The sequence below is a fragment of the Bacillus sp. AFS055030 genome (assembly GCF_002574545.1).
Classification (GTDB): domain Bacteria; phylum Bacillota; class Bacilli; order Bacillales; family Bacillaceae_G; genus Gottfriedia.
Genome location: NZ_NUGT01000018.1, coordinates 21141 through 37678 on the forward strand (window position 1 = coordinate 21141; position 16538 = coordinate 37678).

General features: G+C 33.1%; 17 protein-coding genes. 2 read left to right on the forward strand and 15 right to left on the reverse strand.

The window, feature by feature from the left end:
* Positions 1-46: 46 nt before the first annotated feature.
* The 9 genes from CN925_RS07980 to CN925_RS08020 all read right to left on the reverse strand — a co-directional run bounded on the left by CN925_RS07980 (position 47) and on the right by CN925_RS08020 (position 7556).
* Entirely contained in the window at positions 47-298 is a 252-nt protein-coding gene (locus CN925_RS07980; RefSeq protein ID WP_098845728.1) for a hypothetical protein, read from the reverse strand.
* A 77-nt stretch (positions 299-375) separates the two neighbouring features.
* Positions 376-579, reverse strand: a complete 204-nt coding sequence (locus tag CN925_RS07985) for an alpha/beta-type small acid-soluble spore protein (protein WP_098845729.1) — start codon at positions 577-579, stop codon at positions 376-378.
* Positions 580-770: 191 nt separating this feature from the next.
* Complete coding sequence (locus tag CN925_RS07990) at positions 771-1505, reverse strand: amino acid ABC transporter ATP-binding protein (RefSeq protein WP_098845730.1); 735 nt, start codon at positions 1503-1505, stop codon at positions 771-773.
* Between the two features lie 14 nt (positions 1506-1519).
* The gene (locus CN925_RS07995) at positions 1520-2215 is read right to left on the reverse strand and encodes an amino acid ABC transporter permease (protein WP_098845731.1); all 696 of its coding nucleotides are present in this window, start codon (positions 2213-2215) and stop codon (positions 1520-1522) included.
* Positions 2202-2999 carry an amino acid ABC transporter substrate-binding protein gene (locus tag CN925_RS08000; protein WP_483295176.1) on the reverse strand — a complete coding sequence of 266 codons (798 nt, stop codon included), beginning with the start codon at positions 2997-2999 and terminating at the stop codon, positions 2202-2204. The genes CN925_RS07995 and CN925_RS08000 overlap by 14 nt, the downstream gene beginning before the upstream one ends.
* 339 nt (positions 3000-3338) lie before the next feature.
* A complete protein-coding gene (locus CN925_RS08005) occupies positions 3339-4139 on the reverse strand; it encodes a hemolysin family protein (protein WP_180232894.1) in 801 nt (266 codons plus the stop codon).
* A gap of 464 nt (positions 4140-4603) precedes the next feature.
* Positions 4604-5920 (reverse strand): hemolysin family protein, encoded by a 1317-nt coding sequence (locus CN925_RS08010; protein WP_098845734.1) that lies wholly within the window; start codon positions 5918-5920, stop codon positions 4604-4606.
* A 149-nt stretch (positions 5921-6069) separates the two neighbouring features.
* Complete coding sequence (locus CN925_RS08015) at positions 6070-6486, reverse strand: MerR family transcriptional regulator (RefSeq protein WP_098845735.1); 417 nt, start codon at positions 6484-6486, stop codon at positions 6070-6072.
* 191 nt (positions 6487-6677) lie between these two features.
* Entirely contained in the window at positions 6678-7556 is an 879-nt protein-coding gene (locus CN925_RS08020; RefSeq protein WP_098845736.1) for an HD-GYP domain-containing protein, read from the reverse strand.
* A 267-nt stretch (positions 7557-7823) separates the two neighbouring features.
* Here CN925_RS08020 and serC point away from each other — a divergent pair, with 267 nt between their 5' ends.
* Positions 7824-8918 (forward strand): 3-phosphoserine/phosphohydroxythreonine transaminase, encoded by a 1095-nt coding sequence (gene serC, locus CN925_RS08025; RefSeq protein ID WP_098845737.1) that lies wholly within the window; start codon positions 7824-7826, stop codon positions 8916-8918.
* On the forward strand, positions 8915-10075 hold the full coding sequence (locus CN925_RS08030; protein ID WP_098845738.1) for a phosphoglycerate dehydrogenase: 1161 nt from the start codon (positions 8915-8917) through the stop codon (positions 10073-10075). Before serC ends, CN925_RS08030 begins: the two co-directional genes overlap by 4 nt.
* Positions 10076-10126: 51 nt before the next feature.
* Here the strand turns inward: CN925_RS08030 and CN925_RS08035 are convergent, their stop codons facing one another.
* The 6 genes from CN925_RS08035 to CN925_RS08060 all read right to left on the reverse strand — a co-directional run bounded on the left by CN925_RS08035 (position 10127) and on the right by CN925_RS08060 (position 16523).
* Positions 10127-11317: an acetyl-CoA C-acetyltransferase gene (locus tag CN925_RS08035; protein WP_098845739.1), complete on the reverse strand. Its 1191-nt coding sequence runs from the start codon at positions 11315-11317 to the stop codon at positions 10127-10129.
* A gap of 51 nt (positions 11318-11368) precedes the next feature.
* Positions 11369-12787: a sigma-54 interaction domain-containing protein gene (locus CN925_RS08040; protein WP_098845740.1), complete on the reverse strand. Its 1419-nt coding sequence runs from the start codon at positions 12785-12787 to the stop codon at positions 11369-11371.
* Positions 12788-12872: 85 nt separating this feature from the next.
* Positions 12873-13649 carry a 3-hydroxybutyrate dehydrogenase gene (locus CN925_RS08045; RefSeq protein WP_098845782.1) on the reverse strand — a complete coding sequence of 259 codons (777 nt, stop codon included), beginning with the start codon at positions 13647-13649 and terminating at the stop codon, positions 12873-12875.
* A 30-nt stretch (positions 13650-13679) separates the two neighbouring features.
* Positions 13680-14336 carry a 3-oxoacid CoA-transferase subunit B gene (locus CN925_RS08050; RefSeq protein WP_098845741.1) on the reverse strand — a complete coding sequence of 219 codons (657 nt, stop codon included), beginning with the start codon at positions 14334-14336 and terminating at the stop codon, positions 13680-13682.
* Positions 14337-14348: 12 nt separating this feature from the next.
* On the reverse strand, positions 14349-15050 hold the full coding sequence (locus CN925_RS08055; RefSeq protein ID WP_025568519.1) for a CoA transferase subunit A: 702 nt from the start codon (positions 15048-15050) through the stop codon (positions 14349-14351).
* Positions 15051-15092: 42 nt separating this feature from the next.
* Entirely contained in the window at positions 15093-16523 is a 1431-nt protein-coding gene (locus tag CN925_RS08060) for a GntP family permease (RefSeq protein WP_098845742.1), read from the reverse strand.
* Positions 16524-16538: the final 15 nt, after the last annotated feature.

Sequence of the window (16538 nt, forward strand, 5' to 3'; positions counted from 1 at the left end):
CGAATAAGGCATAAAATAACGCGGTACCATTTTAATTGGTACTGCGTTATCTTATTTTCTCAATAATTTTTAGAAATCCTTCGTTACAATCTGGACAATTAAACATATGAGTACAATACTGATTTGAATTATGTTCAGTTAATCCATCAGCTTTTGCTGAAATGTCATAATCTAAATATGGACTATATTTATCTTCGTAATCAACTGCTCTTCCTTTATCTTCACAATGATTTTCACAAATAGGACATTTTAATTTATAATGCTCAATCCCATTGCACAATGGACAAATACCATCCATAAAAATCTCACTCCAATTTCAGTTATTTCATTAAGAAAGGATGGAGATTAATCTCCATCCCTTATTAGCCATAGATATTATTTTGAATAACCACCTAAGCTTTGTTCAGCCATTTGAACTAAACGTTTAGTGATTTCCCCACCTACAGAACCGTTAGCACGAGCTGTAGTATCAGGACCTAAGTTTACTCCAAACTCAGAAGCGATTTCATACTTCATTGCATCTAATGCTGATTGAGCACCAGCTACTACTAAGTTGTTGCTGCTATTGTTGTTTGCCATGTTGTCTCACCTCCTTAAGTAGTGTAATGATAGTATGACTCTAATCGATTAACATATGTATGTTTAGCGAATGTAAATTTTGGAAATAGCAAATTTACTGTTTCCCATCATTTTAGACATAAAAAAAAAGCACTAGATCAACATCTAGTACTAGTTTTCTACACTACTTTGTAAAATATTTCATCTTAAAGTTACTGTATTAATTGTAAAAATTGTTTTGTCCTTGCATGTTTAGGATGCTCTAAAACATCTCTAGGATGACCTTGTTCAACGATATAACCACCGTCCATAAAAATGACTTCGTCCGCTACATCACGAGCAAACTTCATTTCATGTGTAACGACAATCATTGTCATTCCCTCTTCTGCTAACTCCTTCATTACCTTTAAAACTTCTTGTACAAGCTCTGGATCTAATGCTGAAGTTGGTTCATCAAATAAAATGACTGTTGGTTCTAATGCTAACGCTCTAGCAATCCCTACACGCTGTTGCTGACCACCTGAAAGTTGATGTGGTAATAAATTTATTTTATCTTCTAATCCTACTTTAGTAAGTAAGTCAATTGCTTTCTTTTTGGCAACATCTTTTTTTATTTTTTGTACAGTTACTAAACCTTCCATTACATTTTCTAACGCTGTTAAGTGAGGAAATAAATGATGTTGTTGAAAAACCATACCTGTTTTACTTCTTAACGAAATAATTTCTTTTTTCGTAACTTTATTAGAAAAATCTAATGTCTGATCATCTATTGTGATTTTTCCATCTGTTGGATGCTCCAGTACATTAATACATCTTAAAAATGTCGTTTTCCCAGAACCAGAAGGGCCGATAATAGCAGTAACAGTACCTTTTTTTACGTTTAAGCTAACATCTTTTAAAACTTCTAATTCACCAAAACTTTTTTTTATATTTTCCAGTTTTATCATAAGTTCTTCCTCCATTACTTAGCAACATAGCGTTCAACTCGAGCTTCTAATCGACCTTGAATGACTGAAAGGAAGAAGCAAATTATCCAATAGATGATTGCAGCCTCTGTATAAACAACTAAAAATTTATAGTTTGTTGCAGCTATTTCCTGAGCTGTTCTAAACATCTCAGTTACTAAAATTAATGAAGCTAAAGAAGTATCTTTTACTAAACTAATAAAAGTATTTGATAACGGCGGTAATGAAACTCTAGCCGCTTGAGGAATAATAATTCGTTTTAATGTTTGATTATATGTCATACCAATCGAATAAGCAGCTTCCCATTGGCCTTTATCAATCGACTGAATAGATCCTCTAATAATTTCAGATGCATATGCACCAACGCTTAATGAAAAACCAATAATAGCAGAAATATAAGGTGATATTGTTACATTTATTGAAGGTAAACCATAAAAAATAATAAATAATTGTACTAAAAGAGGTGTCCCTCTAATGATTGAAACATAAAATTTTGCTACACCATTTAAGAATTTATTACCTGACAGACGGAAAAGTGCCGTAATAAATGCTAATACAAGACCTACTACAAATGTAATGATTGTTAATGGAATAGTACCTATTAAAGCAGTTTTAACCATTGGAAGGAAAGAATCCTTCGCAATGGTTAAATTGTCTGCCCACTCTGGGGAAAGTAAATTATTTAAGTCCATCTTTACCGAACCATTTTTGTACTATTTCATCATACTTCCCGTCTTTTTTCATATCTGCAAGTGCTTTGTCCACTGCTTTTACTAATGAATCATCATCTTTACGGAACATAAATCCACTGTTAGAAGCATCATTTTCTAAAGCTGCAATTTTAACTTTCTTGTCGCCAGTTTCTTTTAAATAGTTTTGAATTGATAATTTATCGTTGATTGTAACATCTGCACGACCAGATTCAATTAATTGAATTGCTTGGCTAAACCCTTCTACACCAACTAATTTAGCTCCATATTTTTTAGCTAGATCACCATAATTACTTGTTAATGATTGAGCAGCTTTTAAGCCTTTAATTTCATCAAATGAGTTAATTTTCGAATCAGATTTGACAACTAATGCACCAGATGAAGTAATATATGGCTCAGAGAAATAATATTTTTTCTCACGATCAGGTCTTATACCAACTTCATTTGCAATCATGTCAAAGCGTTTTGCATCTAAACCTGCAAACATTGCATCCCATTGAGTTTCAAAATATTTTGGTTTTACACCTAAACGTTTTGCAACTTCATTTGATAAATCTACATCGAAACCTGTTAATTTACCAGATTTATCATGGAACGTGAAAGGTGCATATGTACCTTCAGTCCCAATTTTTAACTCTCCGCTATCCTTAACTTGAGTTAATAAATCTTTTCCTTTTGCAGTTTCTTCTTTTTTATTTGTATTGCAGCCTGCCATAACACCTGCTGCTAAAAATAACGAACCTAATGTTAAACCAATTTTCTTAATATTCATTCTTTAATCTCCCTTAACCTTATCGGAATTGTTTGTTTTGGATTGTGTGTCTTAAATATATTGCATGTATTAAAAAATTACAACAAAAAAATCTTATATTTTTATTATTTTTCTTTTTGTCATTTTAATTCTATTTTTATGATTGAAAAACAAATATCTAAAAACCGAGTATTCCACCTTACTTTAACTCCTTGATCATTTGCTGAAAAAAGTATATATGAATGATTTCCACTACAAGTCCTCGCTTTCCATAGGGCATGAGCAAAACCTCCTGCATTTTCCAAAGGAGTCAAGAAATATATGTTCCAGAACAAAAACCAAAAAACTCGGCTCCTAAGAACCGAGTTTACTTTGCAAATTTTGGTGGTTTATTTTTACAATTACACTTTGTATTCTTCTATTTTGAACTTCTTTAACGATGAAGGTTAAATTTTTATATTGAAGTAATTCTCCATTTTTCGGTATATGTTTAAAACTTTCAAATAACCATCCGCCTAATGTTAAATATCTACTATTCGGTTTTTTTATGTTAAACCGATTAAAAAAACTAGATAAGTCAATTGAGGCTTGGAATTGGTATTCATTTTCATTTATTTGGAAAAAATCATCCTCTAACTCGTCAAATTCATCTCTAATTTCTCCAACGAGTTCTTCTATTATGTCTTCAAGTGTAACAATACCGGATGTTCCTCCAAATTCATCCATTACAATAGCTAAATGTGCATTTTGTTTTTGAAGAATTTTTAGCACGGTAGAAATCTTCATTGTTTCAATCACAAAAATCGGCTCTCTAATCAGTTCATGAATATTAACAGATTGTTTTTGTATTAATTGCGTTAAAAATTCCCTTTCAGAAATTACACCTATTATATGATCTATATCCTGCTCATAAACTGGAATTCTAGAATAGCGTTCTTGTAAAAATAAATTACAAATAAAATCAGTGGATTCATTTATATCAACTGCTACAACATTTGTTCGTGGTGTCAAAATGTCATTTACCTTTTTTTCTTTAAAAGTGATCGTTCTTAAAAATAATTCATCTTCGTACAATTTAAATTCTTCTTCAACATCAAATAGATCATTATGAGTTAATAAATGTTTTTCTTTAAAATGAACATTTGTTAATTCCACCTTTGATTTCCTAAAAAAAAGTCGGTTAATATAGTTTAAAAAATTTTTTATACCATTTCCCGAGGGAGCATCTGACAAGCACTTCACACCCTTATAACAAATTTTTAAAATATTAACTATCGACAATCCTTTACAAATATTTAATCTATATGTATTCATTACAGGTAAAATTATGCAAAAAAAAAGCCTCCAACTTTAGAAAGTAGAGGGGGGAAAAATGAGGTATTGTACGAAACGATTAAAAAATAAGCTGATTTAAATAGTTATTCATACAACTAATAGAAGATATGGAACCTCTGCTCAAATCAACCTTACAACCTTATTTTATAATAAAAGAAATTCAAATGGCGATGGAAGTTGTTAACTTTTTGTGAATTATTGTACAAAGTTTAACATGGTGGTGTAAAAGCGTTAAGTAACCAAAAAAGAAGGTATAATATTATACCTTCTCTTTGATCTTATCTTTATGATTGAACTGCCTGAATAAACTCATTTTTTTTTATTTCAACTAATTTAACTTGATGTGAATCTAATTCAACAACTTTGAATTCAAAGTCCTCAAATACGACAGATTCACCTTGTTGGATGTCGTGATTTTGGGTTAAAATCCACCCACCAATTGTATCAACATCGTCTTCCTCAACATATAGACCGAATAAATCATTAATTTCAGTAATTAATACTTTACCATCTACAATTTTATGCGATTCTGAAATATGTTGAACGGCTGGTTTTTCATCATCATCATATTCGTCACGTATTTCCCCAACAATCTCCTCAAGAATATCTTCCATTGTTAATAAACCCGCTGTTCCACCATATTCATCATACAGTATTGCAAGTGGAATACGTTTTTTTTGCATTAACAATAATAAATCATGGATTGCGATTGTTTCAATTACTTGGATAACTGGGCGAGTATAATTTGCGAAATCGTATGTTTTTTCAACTTTTCCATCAAGATAGCGAATAAAAAAGTCTTTTACATTTACCATACCTAAAATATCATCTTTATCTTCGCCAAAAACTGGGTAACGTGTATATTTTTCATTTTTAATGATTTCGATTTGTTCTTCGATTGGGTCTTCTGCATATAAACCGATAATTTCAGTACGAGGGACCATAATTTCTTTTGCAAGTCGGTTATCGAATTCAAAAATATTATTTAAATATTTATACTCTGCCTGATTAATCTCTCCACTTTCAAAGCTTTCAGATAAAATAATTCTCAATTCTTCCTCAGTATGAACCTCTTCTGATTCTGATGCTGGCTTAACTCCAAATAATCCTGTAAAAAATCTTGCAGAACTATTTAATGCCCAAATAAATGGGTAAGCTATTTTATAAAAGACAATAAGTGGCGTAGAAAGTATTAGTGTGATCGATTCAGCTTTTTGGATAGCAACCGTTTTAGGTGCTAGCTCACCAATTACAACGTGAATAAATGTCATAAATGAGAAAGCTAAAATAAACGAAATAGTTGTAGCGATTGTTCCGTTTAATCCAAGAAATTCTACGACTGGGTGTATAAGATGCTCAAATGTTGGTTCACCTAAATAACCTAATCCTAAAGCTGTAACCGTAATACCTAATTGACAAGCTGATAAATATTCATCTAAACTCGTCGTAACCTTTTTAGCAGCTACTGCACCTCGCTTTTTTTCGGCTACTAGTTGATCAATTCTACTTGATCTAACTTTCACTATCGCAAATTCTGCTGCTACGAAAAAGCCTGTAAGTGCGATTAAAACTGCAATCATAAACAAGTTAACTATGTCCAATGACGAACTCGAGTATATTACTCGAGTATTCACCTCCTGAGAATTTCAATCTACAAAAATATAAAATTATTATTTTACTTACTTAATAGATTACCATAATTTAGTAAAACACACATATTTTATAGCTTTAATAAATTGTTAAGTTTTCATTATTTTATAAAATGTTTCAATGTTTCAAATAACGGAAATGTATGATGTGACAATGAATCTACTAAAGCATTTTTTTCACAATCATTCATACCCGAAATAACTGGTACTAATTGAGCTAATTTAGCTTCAAGCTCAATAATTTGATTTGATATTTGTTGAATTTGCTCAAAAACAGAATTTTTTTGATTATAATTAGCATGCAATAAATCTTTTATCTCTTCTAAGGATATTCTCATTTTTTTACAATGTTCAATAAATCTAAGGTTCTCAATTGCCTCTTTGGAATAATATCGATAGTTTGATTCAGATCGTTTTGCTTCTAGTAACCCTAATTTTGTATAATAATCAATTGTTCTTTTTGAAACTTGAGCTATTTCAGCTAACTCACCAATGCGATACTCGATCCCAAGTGACAACCCTCCCCATTTTAAGTAATATTACTATTATATAATTTAGAAACTATACAGTCAAACGTTACAGTTCTACATAATTCTCATTTTAGGTATGTTCGTTTATAAACCACTTAAGTCCCCTAGTTTTTCAAATACAAAAAGAGGATCCCGATTAATGGTACACTCATGGGACATCCTCTATTTATTTTATTCATTCAATCTTCAAATAAGCTAAGGAAAACATCGGTAATTTCAGGATCAAATTGGATTCCTTTGTTATTTTCAATTTCCTTTAAGCAGTCTTCTAAAGACATCCCCTTACGATATAATCGATTTGAGATCATTGCATCATAGCTATCAGCAATTGCAACGATTCTAGCAGTTAAAGGTATTTGATTACCCTTTAGTCCTTCTGGATATCCTTTTCCATCGTATCGTTCATGATGGTATAAAACGATATCAAGGATCCCATTTTCATTAAAAATATCAATATGTTTAATGATGTCATATCCAATCACAGGATGTTTTTTTATTGTATTATATTCATCCTCTGTCAATTTATCATCCTTCAGTAAAATATGCTCTGGAATGCCAATTTTACCAATATCATGTAGTAGCCCTCCCTGATGGATTACTCCACATAAACTATTCGATAATTTCATTTTTTTTGCAATTTTATAAGCCATATTAGCAACACACTCTGAGTGATGTGCAGTGTAATTGTCTCTGGAATCCAACGCGTTTGAAAGAGCTAATATTAACTCGATTGAGCCAGTTTTAACTCTTTGGTAGTGTTTCATTAAGCCGACTGATATGTACGTGATTAAGTAATATGTAATTAAGTAACTTATAATATACCCTGATTGAGGAACTAAATAATATCTAGAAAGCATTATTATTGTAGAAACTAAAATGATAAAACAAATAGGGTAGTTGTAGAAACCTAGACCAAATATGACTGTATCCAACATGTACAAAAAATAAAAACTATCACTTTTTTCAGAACAAATTAGATTTAATACTATACTAAGTACAAAAGTAATGTAAAAAACATAACGAAAGTAAGCTGGATTGTTAAACCATTTATAAAACATTTAAACTCCCTTAAATACAATATATCCATTAAATTTTCCATTATCTTCTATAACTATGCAAATTATTTGTCAACCGAATAATTAAGCGTTTTATTTTTTGAAAATTCACTCAACCTAGATACTGCATCTATAACATTCCATGCCATTAGTCCGAAAATAAAAATTTTTTGTGAAATTTTTATTATTTTATTTCATCTTTTATTGACCAACGTATATCGGTGGTTTAAAGTTAGAATATTAAAAAAATAACTAGTGAGGATGATTATTATGGAACGCGTCTTTAATTTTTCCGCTGGCCCATCTGTCTTACCTGTTCCTGTATTGGAAAAAGTACAAAAGGAGCTTGTTTCTTACGGTACTTCTGGTATGTCAGTTATGGAAATGAGTCATCGTTCGGCTGAATTTGAAGGAATAATTAAGAAATGTGAAAGCTTATTACGTGAACTTTTAGAAATCCCATCAAACTATAAAGTGTTATTTTTACAAGGTGGAGCATCAACTCAATTTTCCATGATTCCACTAAATTTATTAAGTAAGTATAAAAAAGCTGCTTATATTAATACAGGAACTTGGTCAAAAAAAGCAATCTCTGAAGCGAAAAAATATGGAGATGTTGATGTTATTGCTTCGTCTGAGGATGAAAATTTTTCCTATATTCCTAATTTAGAAGATTTATCCCTTTTTGATCCTTATGATTATTTACATATTACAACGAATAACACAATTGAAGGGACAAAATACTCTGCTTACCCTAAAACAAATTCTCCATTAGTTGCAGACTTTTCTTCAAATATTCTTTCTGAACCGATTGATGTTTCACAATTCGGTTTAATTTATGCTGGAGCACAAAAAAACATCGGTCCAGCAGGTTTAACAATTGTCATCGTTAGAGACGATTTGATTGGAAGTGCTAGTAAAAATTGCCCAACAATGCTCGACTATAAAACACATGTAGAAGCCTCTTCACTTTATAATACACCTCCTACATTTAGCATTTATGTAGCGATGCTAGTTTTAGAATGGATTAAAGAATCAGGTGGTTTAAATAGTATTTATCAAAAAAATCTTTTAAAAGCTCGATTATTATATGATTTTATCGATCAATCTGACTTGTTCTCTTCACCAGTTAGAAAAGAGAACAGATCACTAATGAATATTCCATTTACATCAACTTCTGATGAATTAAATAAACAATTTCTTGCTCAGGCAAATTCAGCTGGCTTAGTGAATCTTGAGGGTCATCGATCAGTTGGGGGAATGAGAGCTAGTATTTATAATGCGATGCCATTAGAAGGCGTTGAAAAATTAGTTGATTTTATGAGTAATTTTGAAAAGAAAATATTAGAGGAGATTGTAAGATGATAAAAATTCAAACATTAAATAATATTTCTGAGCATGGAATCAAAGAATTTTCTTTGGAAAACTATTACGTTAACAATCAATTAAATGAACCAGATGGAATTCTTTTAAGAAGCCATAGCATGCATGAAATGAGCATACCAAGCAGTGTCAAAGCAATCGCAAGGGCTGGCGCTGGTGTGAATAATATTCCAATTGATGAATGTACTTCAAGAGGAATTGTTGTATTTAATACGCCTGGTGCAAATGCAAATGCAGTTAAAGAACTAGTTCTCACAAGTTTATTCCTTTCTTCAAGACGAATTATTGAAGGAATTGAGTGGACTCGTTCTTTATTTGGTGAAGAAAATGTTTCAAAAATTGTAGAAGCTGGTAAAAAAGAGTTTGCAGGAACAGAGATTGCAGGAAAAAAATTAGGTATTATTGGTTTAGGTGCAATTGGTGCACTTGTAGCAAATGACGCGCTTGCGTTAGATATGGAAGTATATGGTTATGATCCTTATATTTCAGTTGAAACTGCATGGCGATTATCTAGGAATGTGCAAAGAATTGATAATTTAGAGCAGATTTTTTCAATATGCGATTATATTACAATCCATGTGCCTTTAACTCCTGAAACAAAAGCATTTGTGAATGAAAAGCTTTTATCAGTAATGAAAAAAGGTTCAAAATTACTTAATTTTTCACGCTCTGAATTAGTAGATGATACTGCGCTAGAATATGCGCTCAATAACGGAACTGTAGGAGCTTATGTGACTGATTTTCCAAATGAAAAAGTGATTGGAATGAAGAATGTCATACCAATTCCTCATTTAGGAGCATCAACAACTGAATCAGAGGAAAACTGTGCCCGTATGGCTGCAAAACAATTAAAAAACTATTTGGAAACAGGTAATATAAAGAACTCTGTTAATTTTCCAAATGTAGAATTACCATACACAGGGAAAAAACGAATTACAATTGCACATAAAAACATTCCAAATATGGTCGGTCAAATAACAGGATTACTAGCAAACTATCAAGTAAATATTGCAGATATGCTTAACCGAAGTAAAGGTGCTTTTGCTTATACAATGATTGATCTGGATGAAACGATTAACGGACCAGTCGAACAGATGTTAAAAGAAATTGAAGGTGTTATTTCAGTAAGAATTATTTAATCAAATGAAAGCGGTAGGTCTCATTGTAGGAGTCCTACCGCTATTACTTATTTATTCAAAACAATTTTCAATAATTGTTGCAACGCCTTCTCCTCCGCCAATACATAGTGTTGCAAGACCGTACTGTGTCTCTCTTCTCTTCATTTCATGAATCAATGTAACTAGTATTCTAGTTCCACTCGCACCAATTGGATGTCCAATTGCAATCGATCCTCCATTTACATTGACAATATTTTCGTCAAAACCACATTCCTTCATAACAGAAAGCGATTGCACAGCAAATGCTTCGTTAGCTTCTATTAATCCTATTTCATTTAATTCAATTGATGATTTTTCCAGTGCTTTTTTAGCTGCAAATGCCGCTCCAATTCCCATTATGCTTGGATCAACGCCTGCACTACTATTTGCAGTAATTTTAACTAATGGTTTGATCCCCAGTTCTCTTGCTTTACTTTCACTCATTAATACAACTGCTGCTGCACCATCATTTATACCCGAGGCATTTGCTGCTGTAACTGTTCCATTTTTTTCGAAGGCAGGTCTTAGTTTGGAAATCTTCTCTACTGTAGCACCGAATTTCGGATACTCATCCTCTTTAAAAATGACTGGCTCCTTCTTTCGTTGCGGAATTTCAATCGCAACAATTTCATCTTCAAATTTACCAGCCTTAATTGCACTTTCAGCTTTTTGTTGGCTATTTACCGCAAACTCATCTTGTTTTTCTCTAGAAACTTCATAACGAACTGCTAAGTTTTCAGCTGTGTTTCCCATATGATAATCATTAAACGCACACCATAGTCCGTCTGCAATCATACTATCAACAATCTTTTGATCGCCCATTCTATACCCATCTCTTGCACCTTTAAGTAAATAAGGAGCTTGACTCATATTTTCCATACCGCCAGCAACGATTATATCTGCATCTCCTGTTAATATTGCTTGAGTGGCCAAATGGATTGATTTTAATCCAGAGCCACAAACTTTATTTATTGTCATTGCAGAGATCGTATTTGGAAGGCCTGCCTTTAATGCTGATTGTCTAGCTGGATTTTGACCTAAACCTGCTTGAAGTACATTCCCCATTATGACTTCATCAACCTGGCTTTCTTGAATACCGGCTCTATTAATCGCTTCTTTAATAACTTTAGCACCTAATTCAACTGCACTTACATCTTTCAAAGTACCACTGAAACTTCCGATCGCAGTTCTAACGGCACTAACAATGACAACGTTCTCACTCATTTAATTTCCTCCTTTTTTTTCATCCGTATTAACCAAACAACATGCAATCTTTTAACTTTTTATGTTATAAGCTTTACATTTTTCATAAAAAGTTGACTTGCTTATTTCTAATAATTTTGCAGCTTCAATTTTATTTCCTTTGGATTCAATTAAAGCTCTCTTAATTGCTTCCATTTCGGTCTCTTCAATCATTTCTTTTAACGATTTTAATGAGTTTTGATTAGTTAATTGAGATGCATTTTTTTCGAATTCGACTGTGTTTTTTGGATTGGTTGGATTTTCATATAAATAAAGAGGCAATTGCTTCGGTGTAATCACTTTACCATTTAGGACATTTATGCATCTCTCAAGTACGTTTTCTAGTTCTCGAATATTTCCTGGCCAATGATGTGACTTAAGAATTTGAAAAACTTCATTTGAAATTTGAATTCCGTTTCGATGAAATTTCCTTTCGAGTTTTTTTATTAACGAATCTGCTATGAGAGGTAAATCATTTATCCTTGATCTAAGTGGAGGAATGTCTATTTTAATTACATTTAAGCGGTAATACAAATCTTGGCGGAATTCTTTTAATACGACCATCTTTTCAAGATTTCGATGTGTAGCGGCAATGACTCTTACATCAATTGAAATAGGAGAACTTCCACCAACTCTTTCAATCTCTCTTTCTTGAAGTACACGCAGTAATTTACTTTGCATATGCAAAGACATATCACCAATTTCGTCTAGGAAAATTGTTCCTCGGTTCGCAATCTCGAATTTTCCTTTTTTCCCGCCTCTTTTTGCACCTGTAAAAGCACCTTCTTCATAACCAAAAAGTTCTGATTCTAGTAAATGTTCTGGAATCGAAGCACAATTTACTCGTACAAACGGAAAGTTTCTTCTTGGACTAGCATCATGAATGGCATGTGCAAATAATTCCTTACCAGTACCAGATTCCCCAAATAGTAAGATTGCAGATGAACTTGCAGATACTTGCTCTGCCAAATTTTTTGCAGCATTAAAGACTGGGGTATCACCAATTATTTGATTGAAGTTATATTTACTACTCAATTCTTTCTCATATTTTCTTTTATAATAGTTTAATTCTTCTACTAAAGGTTCCACTTTTTTAGAATACTCAAGCCACTCTTGGGCATTTCGGAACATTACGGTCCCGACAGCGCCTACTAATTCATCACCTACATATAGCGGATAACGATTTGCTAGCATTTCAGTATTTTTTATTGGATGGATCTCTGCCACCTCAGCCTGACCTGTTTTAGCGACGATATGCATTCTTGAATTTTCAATTACATCTTCTACAGGCATACCAATCACTTCATCAGAAGTACGCCCAACAAACTCACAATATGATTCATTCATATACAAAATTTTTCCTTCACGGTTCACAACAACAATCCACTCAGTTGCAAGATTAATAATCTCGGAAATCCAATCAGAAGGAAGGCTCTCTAACATACTATTCATACTATACCTCACTTAAAGTAGTAAGGAACTAGAAAGGATAAGAGCAGGAATATCCCCTGCTCTAGCCTTTCAATCTTATCCTGCCCTACTGGACTGTATATCCTGCATCTATCACATTCGCTTGACCTGTAATCCCGCCAGTATATTCACTAGCAAGAAATACTGTATAATTTGCAATTTCTTTTACTGTTAGTAATCTTTTTTGAGGTACTAATGGATAAATTACTTCTTCAATTACACTTTCAATTGGTACATTTCTTGTTTTTGCTAAGTCAGCCAACTGATTTTGAACTAGAGGTGTATCAACATAGCCTGGGCAAATTGCATTGACTGTAATACCGTCACTTGCCCCTTCTAATGCAGCAACCTTTGTTAAACCAATAACGCCATGCTTCGCAGAATTATAAGCTGCTTTACCAGCGAATCCTATTAATCCATTGATTGAGGCCATATTAATAATGCGACCATATTTTTGCTTTTTCATAATAGGAAATGCATGTTTAATACTAATAAAAGGTGCAGTTAACATGACCTTAATTAGTAATTCAAATTTTTCAGTAGGAAAATCTTCGATTGATGAAACGTATTGTAAACCAGCATTGTTTATTAAAATATGTAATTCACCAAATTGATCGATTACTTTATGAAACGTGTCTACTACTTGTTCTTCATTTGTTACATCACATGCATAACCGATTGCATTAAACCCTAGCTCTTGTAATGAAGTAGCTGACTTTTGAACATTTTCCTCATTTAAGTCGGTTAAGATAACTGTTGCTCCTTGCTCTGCAAAGGTTTTGGCTATTTCAAAACCAATTCCACTACCAGCACCAGTGATCAGTGCAACCTTCTCAGAAAGCATTTGCTGCATTTGTATGCCTCCTTTTAGAGATTAGTTCACATTATTTAATAACTTCGGACTAATTGTAAATGTAGCTTCTGTCTTTTCAGTAATTTCCTGAATTGTTGCTTCTCCAACGCATTCTACTAGAACCATACCTTTTTCTGTAAAATCAAATACAGCTAATTCAGTAATCAGTCTATGAACTACGCCTTTTCCAGTTAAAGGTAAAGTACATGCCTTTTTAACTTTACTTTCACCATATTTATTGACATGTTCCATCACAACGACAATTTTCTTAGCTCCATTTACTAAGTCCATCGCACCACCCATACCTTTTACCATTTTCCCTGGGATCATCCAGTTAGCAAGATCACCAGTTTCAGAGACTTCCATACCACCTAAAATAGCTAAATCGATATGACCTCCTCTAATCATTGCAAAAGATTCAGCACTATCAAAATAAGAAGCTCCCTTAGCTGCAGTTACTGTTTCTTTCCCCGCGTTGATTAAGTCAGCGTCTAGTTCAGCTTCTGTTGGGTATGGCCCGATGCCTAGTAAACCATTTTCAGATTGAAGCATTACTTCAATGCCTTCTGGAAGATAGTTTGCTAATAAAGTAGGTAGTCCAATTCCTAGGTTTACATACATACCATCTTGAATTTCTTTAACCGCAGTTTGAATAATTAATTGACGAATATCTTTCATGTTATTTGCCTCCTATACTCCTGTAGTCATTCTACGTTCAATTCGTTTTTCGTATGTTTCACCGTGGAATACGTGTTGTACATAAATGCTCGGTGTATGAATTGCATCAGCGTCAAGTTCTCCAACTTCTACTACTTCTTCAACTTCTGCAATTGTGATTTTTCCAGCCATCGCTGCAAGTGGATTAAAGTTACGAGCAGTTTTTCTAAAAATTAGATTCCCTTGCTTATCAGCTTTCCACGCTTTAACAAATGCAAAGTCCCCTACGATTCCCTCTTCTAATAAATAAGTTCTTCCATTGAATACTTTATGTTCTTTTCCTTCTGCAATTGGTGTACCTACACCTGTTGCTGTATAGAATCCTGGGATTCCAGCACCGCCTGCACGAATACGTTCAGCTAGAGTTCCTTGAGGAACAAGCTCTACTTCAAGTTCTCCACTTAAGAACTGCTTTTCAAAAATTTTATTTTCTCCAACATATGAAGAAACCATCTTTTTAATTTGTTTATTTGCAAGTAGAAGACCAAGACCCCAATCGTCTACTCCACAGTTATTACTTACAATTGTTAAATCCTTTGTCCCTTTATCTCGTAATGCTAAAATCATTTTTTCAGGAATACCGCAAAGACCAAAGCCACCGACAATAATCGTAGCTCCATCATGAATTTGTGAAACAACCTCTTCAACTGAAGTAATTACCTTATTCTTGCCCATTATTTTGCTCCCTTCAAAAGTAAGATTAGTAGTTTAACATTCTTAAACAAGTCCTGTAAGTTTAAATACTGCAATGATTAAGAATACTGCAACTGTTTTAATGATTGTTATTGCAAAAATATCTTTATATGACTGGCGATGTGTTAAACCAGTTACAGCTAATAATGTGATGACTGCACCATTATGAGGCAAAGTATCCATACCACCTGATGCCATTGAAATGACACGATGCATTACTTCTGGTGGGATATTGTATTTATTAATTGCCTCGATATATTTATCAGACATTGCACTAAGTGCAATCCCCATACCACCCGATGCAGATCCCGTAATACCTGCTAATGTTGTCGTTGTCACAGCTCCATTTACTAAAGGATCGGTAAATGTATGAGAGATCCCTTTACTTACCATTCCAAAGCCAGGTAAAGCAGCGATTACTCCACCAAAACCATATTCAGCACCAGTATTCATCGAAGCAAGTAGTGCTCCACCAATGCTTGCATTCATACCTGTCTTTAGATTTGTGCGGATATTCTTATAGCCATAAATCATCGCTGAAAGAATCCCAATAATTAGCGCACATTCAACTGACCAAATACCAACAACTGCAGGAATTTGAACAACCCCAAAAGCTTCTAGCCCGATTGATTTAAAGTCGAACCCATTTGGATACCATTTTGGGAATGAAACAACAAAAAATTTATTTGAAAATCCAACTAATAATAGTGGAACAAATGCTAAAATCTGTTTTAAAACTGGTGTAGGAGTATTGGTCGTTAATGAAGGAACTTCTGTTTGAGTTTCATTTGCAGCAGCTAGTTCTCCATTAAATCCTAAATAACCTTCACCTGCTTTTTCTGCTTTTTTACGTCTTGATTCTAAGTACCAAAGACCAACAGCAAGTACAAAAACAGCAGCTAAAATACCTAAAAATGGTGCCGCATAAATATCTGTTTTGAAAAATGTAGTTGGGATAACATTTTGAATTTGCGGTGTTCCTGGCAATGCATCCATCGTAAATGTAAACGCACCAAGTGCAATTGTTCCAGGAATCAAACGTTTTGGAATATTACCTTCACGGAATAAGTTTGCAGCAAATGGATAAATAGCAAATACGACAACAAACAAGCTTACTCCACTATATGTTAAAACTGCTCCCATTAATACAATCGCTAAAATCGCTCTTTTTGCTCCAACTAATTGAATAATCGTTTTTGCAATCGATTCAGCAATTCCAGACATTTCGACGACTTTACCAAAAATTGCACCAAGTAAAAATACTGGAAAATATAGCTTGATGAAACCAACCATTTTTTCCATAAAAATATTACTAAAGAATGGAAGAATATAACTTGGTTCAGTTAAAAGTACTGCAAATAATGCACAAATGGGTGCAAATAAAATAACAGAAAACCCTCGATAAGCAACAAACATTAAAAGTCCTAATGCTAATAAAATAATTAAGATTTCCATAATAACCTCCTTGTT

Bases quoted from the DNA above. Each gene is read 5' to 3' on its own strand.
- CN925_RS08020 (WP_098845736.1), bottom strand. From the start codon at position 7,556: ATGTTTTATAAATGGTTTAACAATCCAGCTTACTTTCGTTATGTTTTT.
- CN925_RS07995 (WP_098845731.1), bottom strand. From the start codon at position 2,215: ATGGACTTAAATAATTTACTTTCCCCAGAGTGGGCAGACAATTTAACC.
- CN925_RS08050 (WP_098845741.1), bottom strand. From the start codon at position 14,336: ATGAAAGATATTCGTCAATTAATTATTCAAACTGCGGTTAAAGAAATT.
- CN925_RS07980 (WP_098845728.1), bottom strand. From the start codon at position 298: ATGGATGGTATTTGTCCATTGTGCAATGGGATTGAGCATTATAAATTA.
- CN925_RS08030 (WP_098845738.1), top strand. From the start codon at position 8,915: ATGATAAAAATTCAAACATTAAATAATATTTCTGAGCATGGAATCAAA.
- serC (WP_098845737.1), top strand. From the start codon at position 7,824: ATGGAACGCGTCTTTAATTTTTCCGCTGGCCCATCTGTCTTACCTGTT.
- CN925_RS07985 (WP_098845729.1), bottom strand. From the start codon at position 579: ATGGCAAACAACAATAGCAGCAACAACTTAGTAGTAGCTGGTGCTCAA.
- CN925_RS08035 (WP_098845739.1), bottom strand. From the start codon at position 11,317: ATGAGTGAGAACGTTGTCATTGTTAGTGCCGTTAGAACTGCGATCGGA.
- CN925_RS08045 (WP_098845782.1), bottom strand. From the start codon at position 13,649: ATGCTTTCTGAGAAGGTTGCACTGATCACTGGTGCTGGTAGTGGAATT.
- CN925_RS08040 (WP_098845740.1), bottom strand. From the start codon at position 12,787: ATGAATAGTATGTTAGAGAGCCTTCCTTCTGATTGGATTTCCGAGATT.
- CN925_RS07990 (WP_098845730.1), bottom strand. From the start codon at position 1,505: ATGATAAAACTGGAAAATATAAAAAAAAGTTTTGGTGAATTAGAAGTT.
- CN925_RS08060 (WP_098845742.1), bottom strand. From the start codon at position 16,523: ATGGAAATCTTAATTATTTTATTAGCATTAGGACTTTTAATGTTTGTT.
- CN925_RS08055 (WP_025568519.1), bottom strand. From the start codon at position 15,050: ATGGGCAAGAATAAGGTAATTACTTCAGTTGAAGAGGTTGTTTCACAA.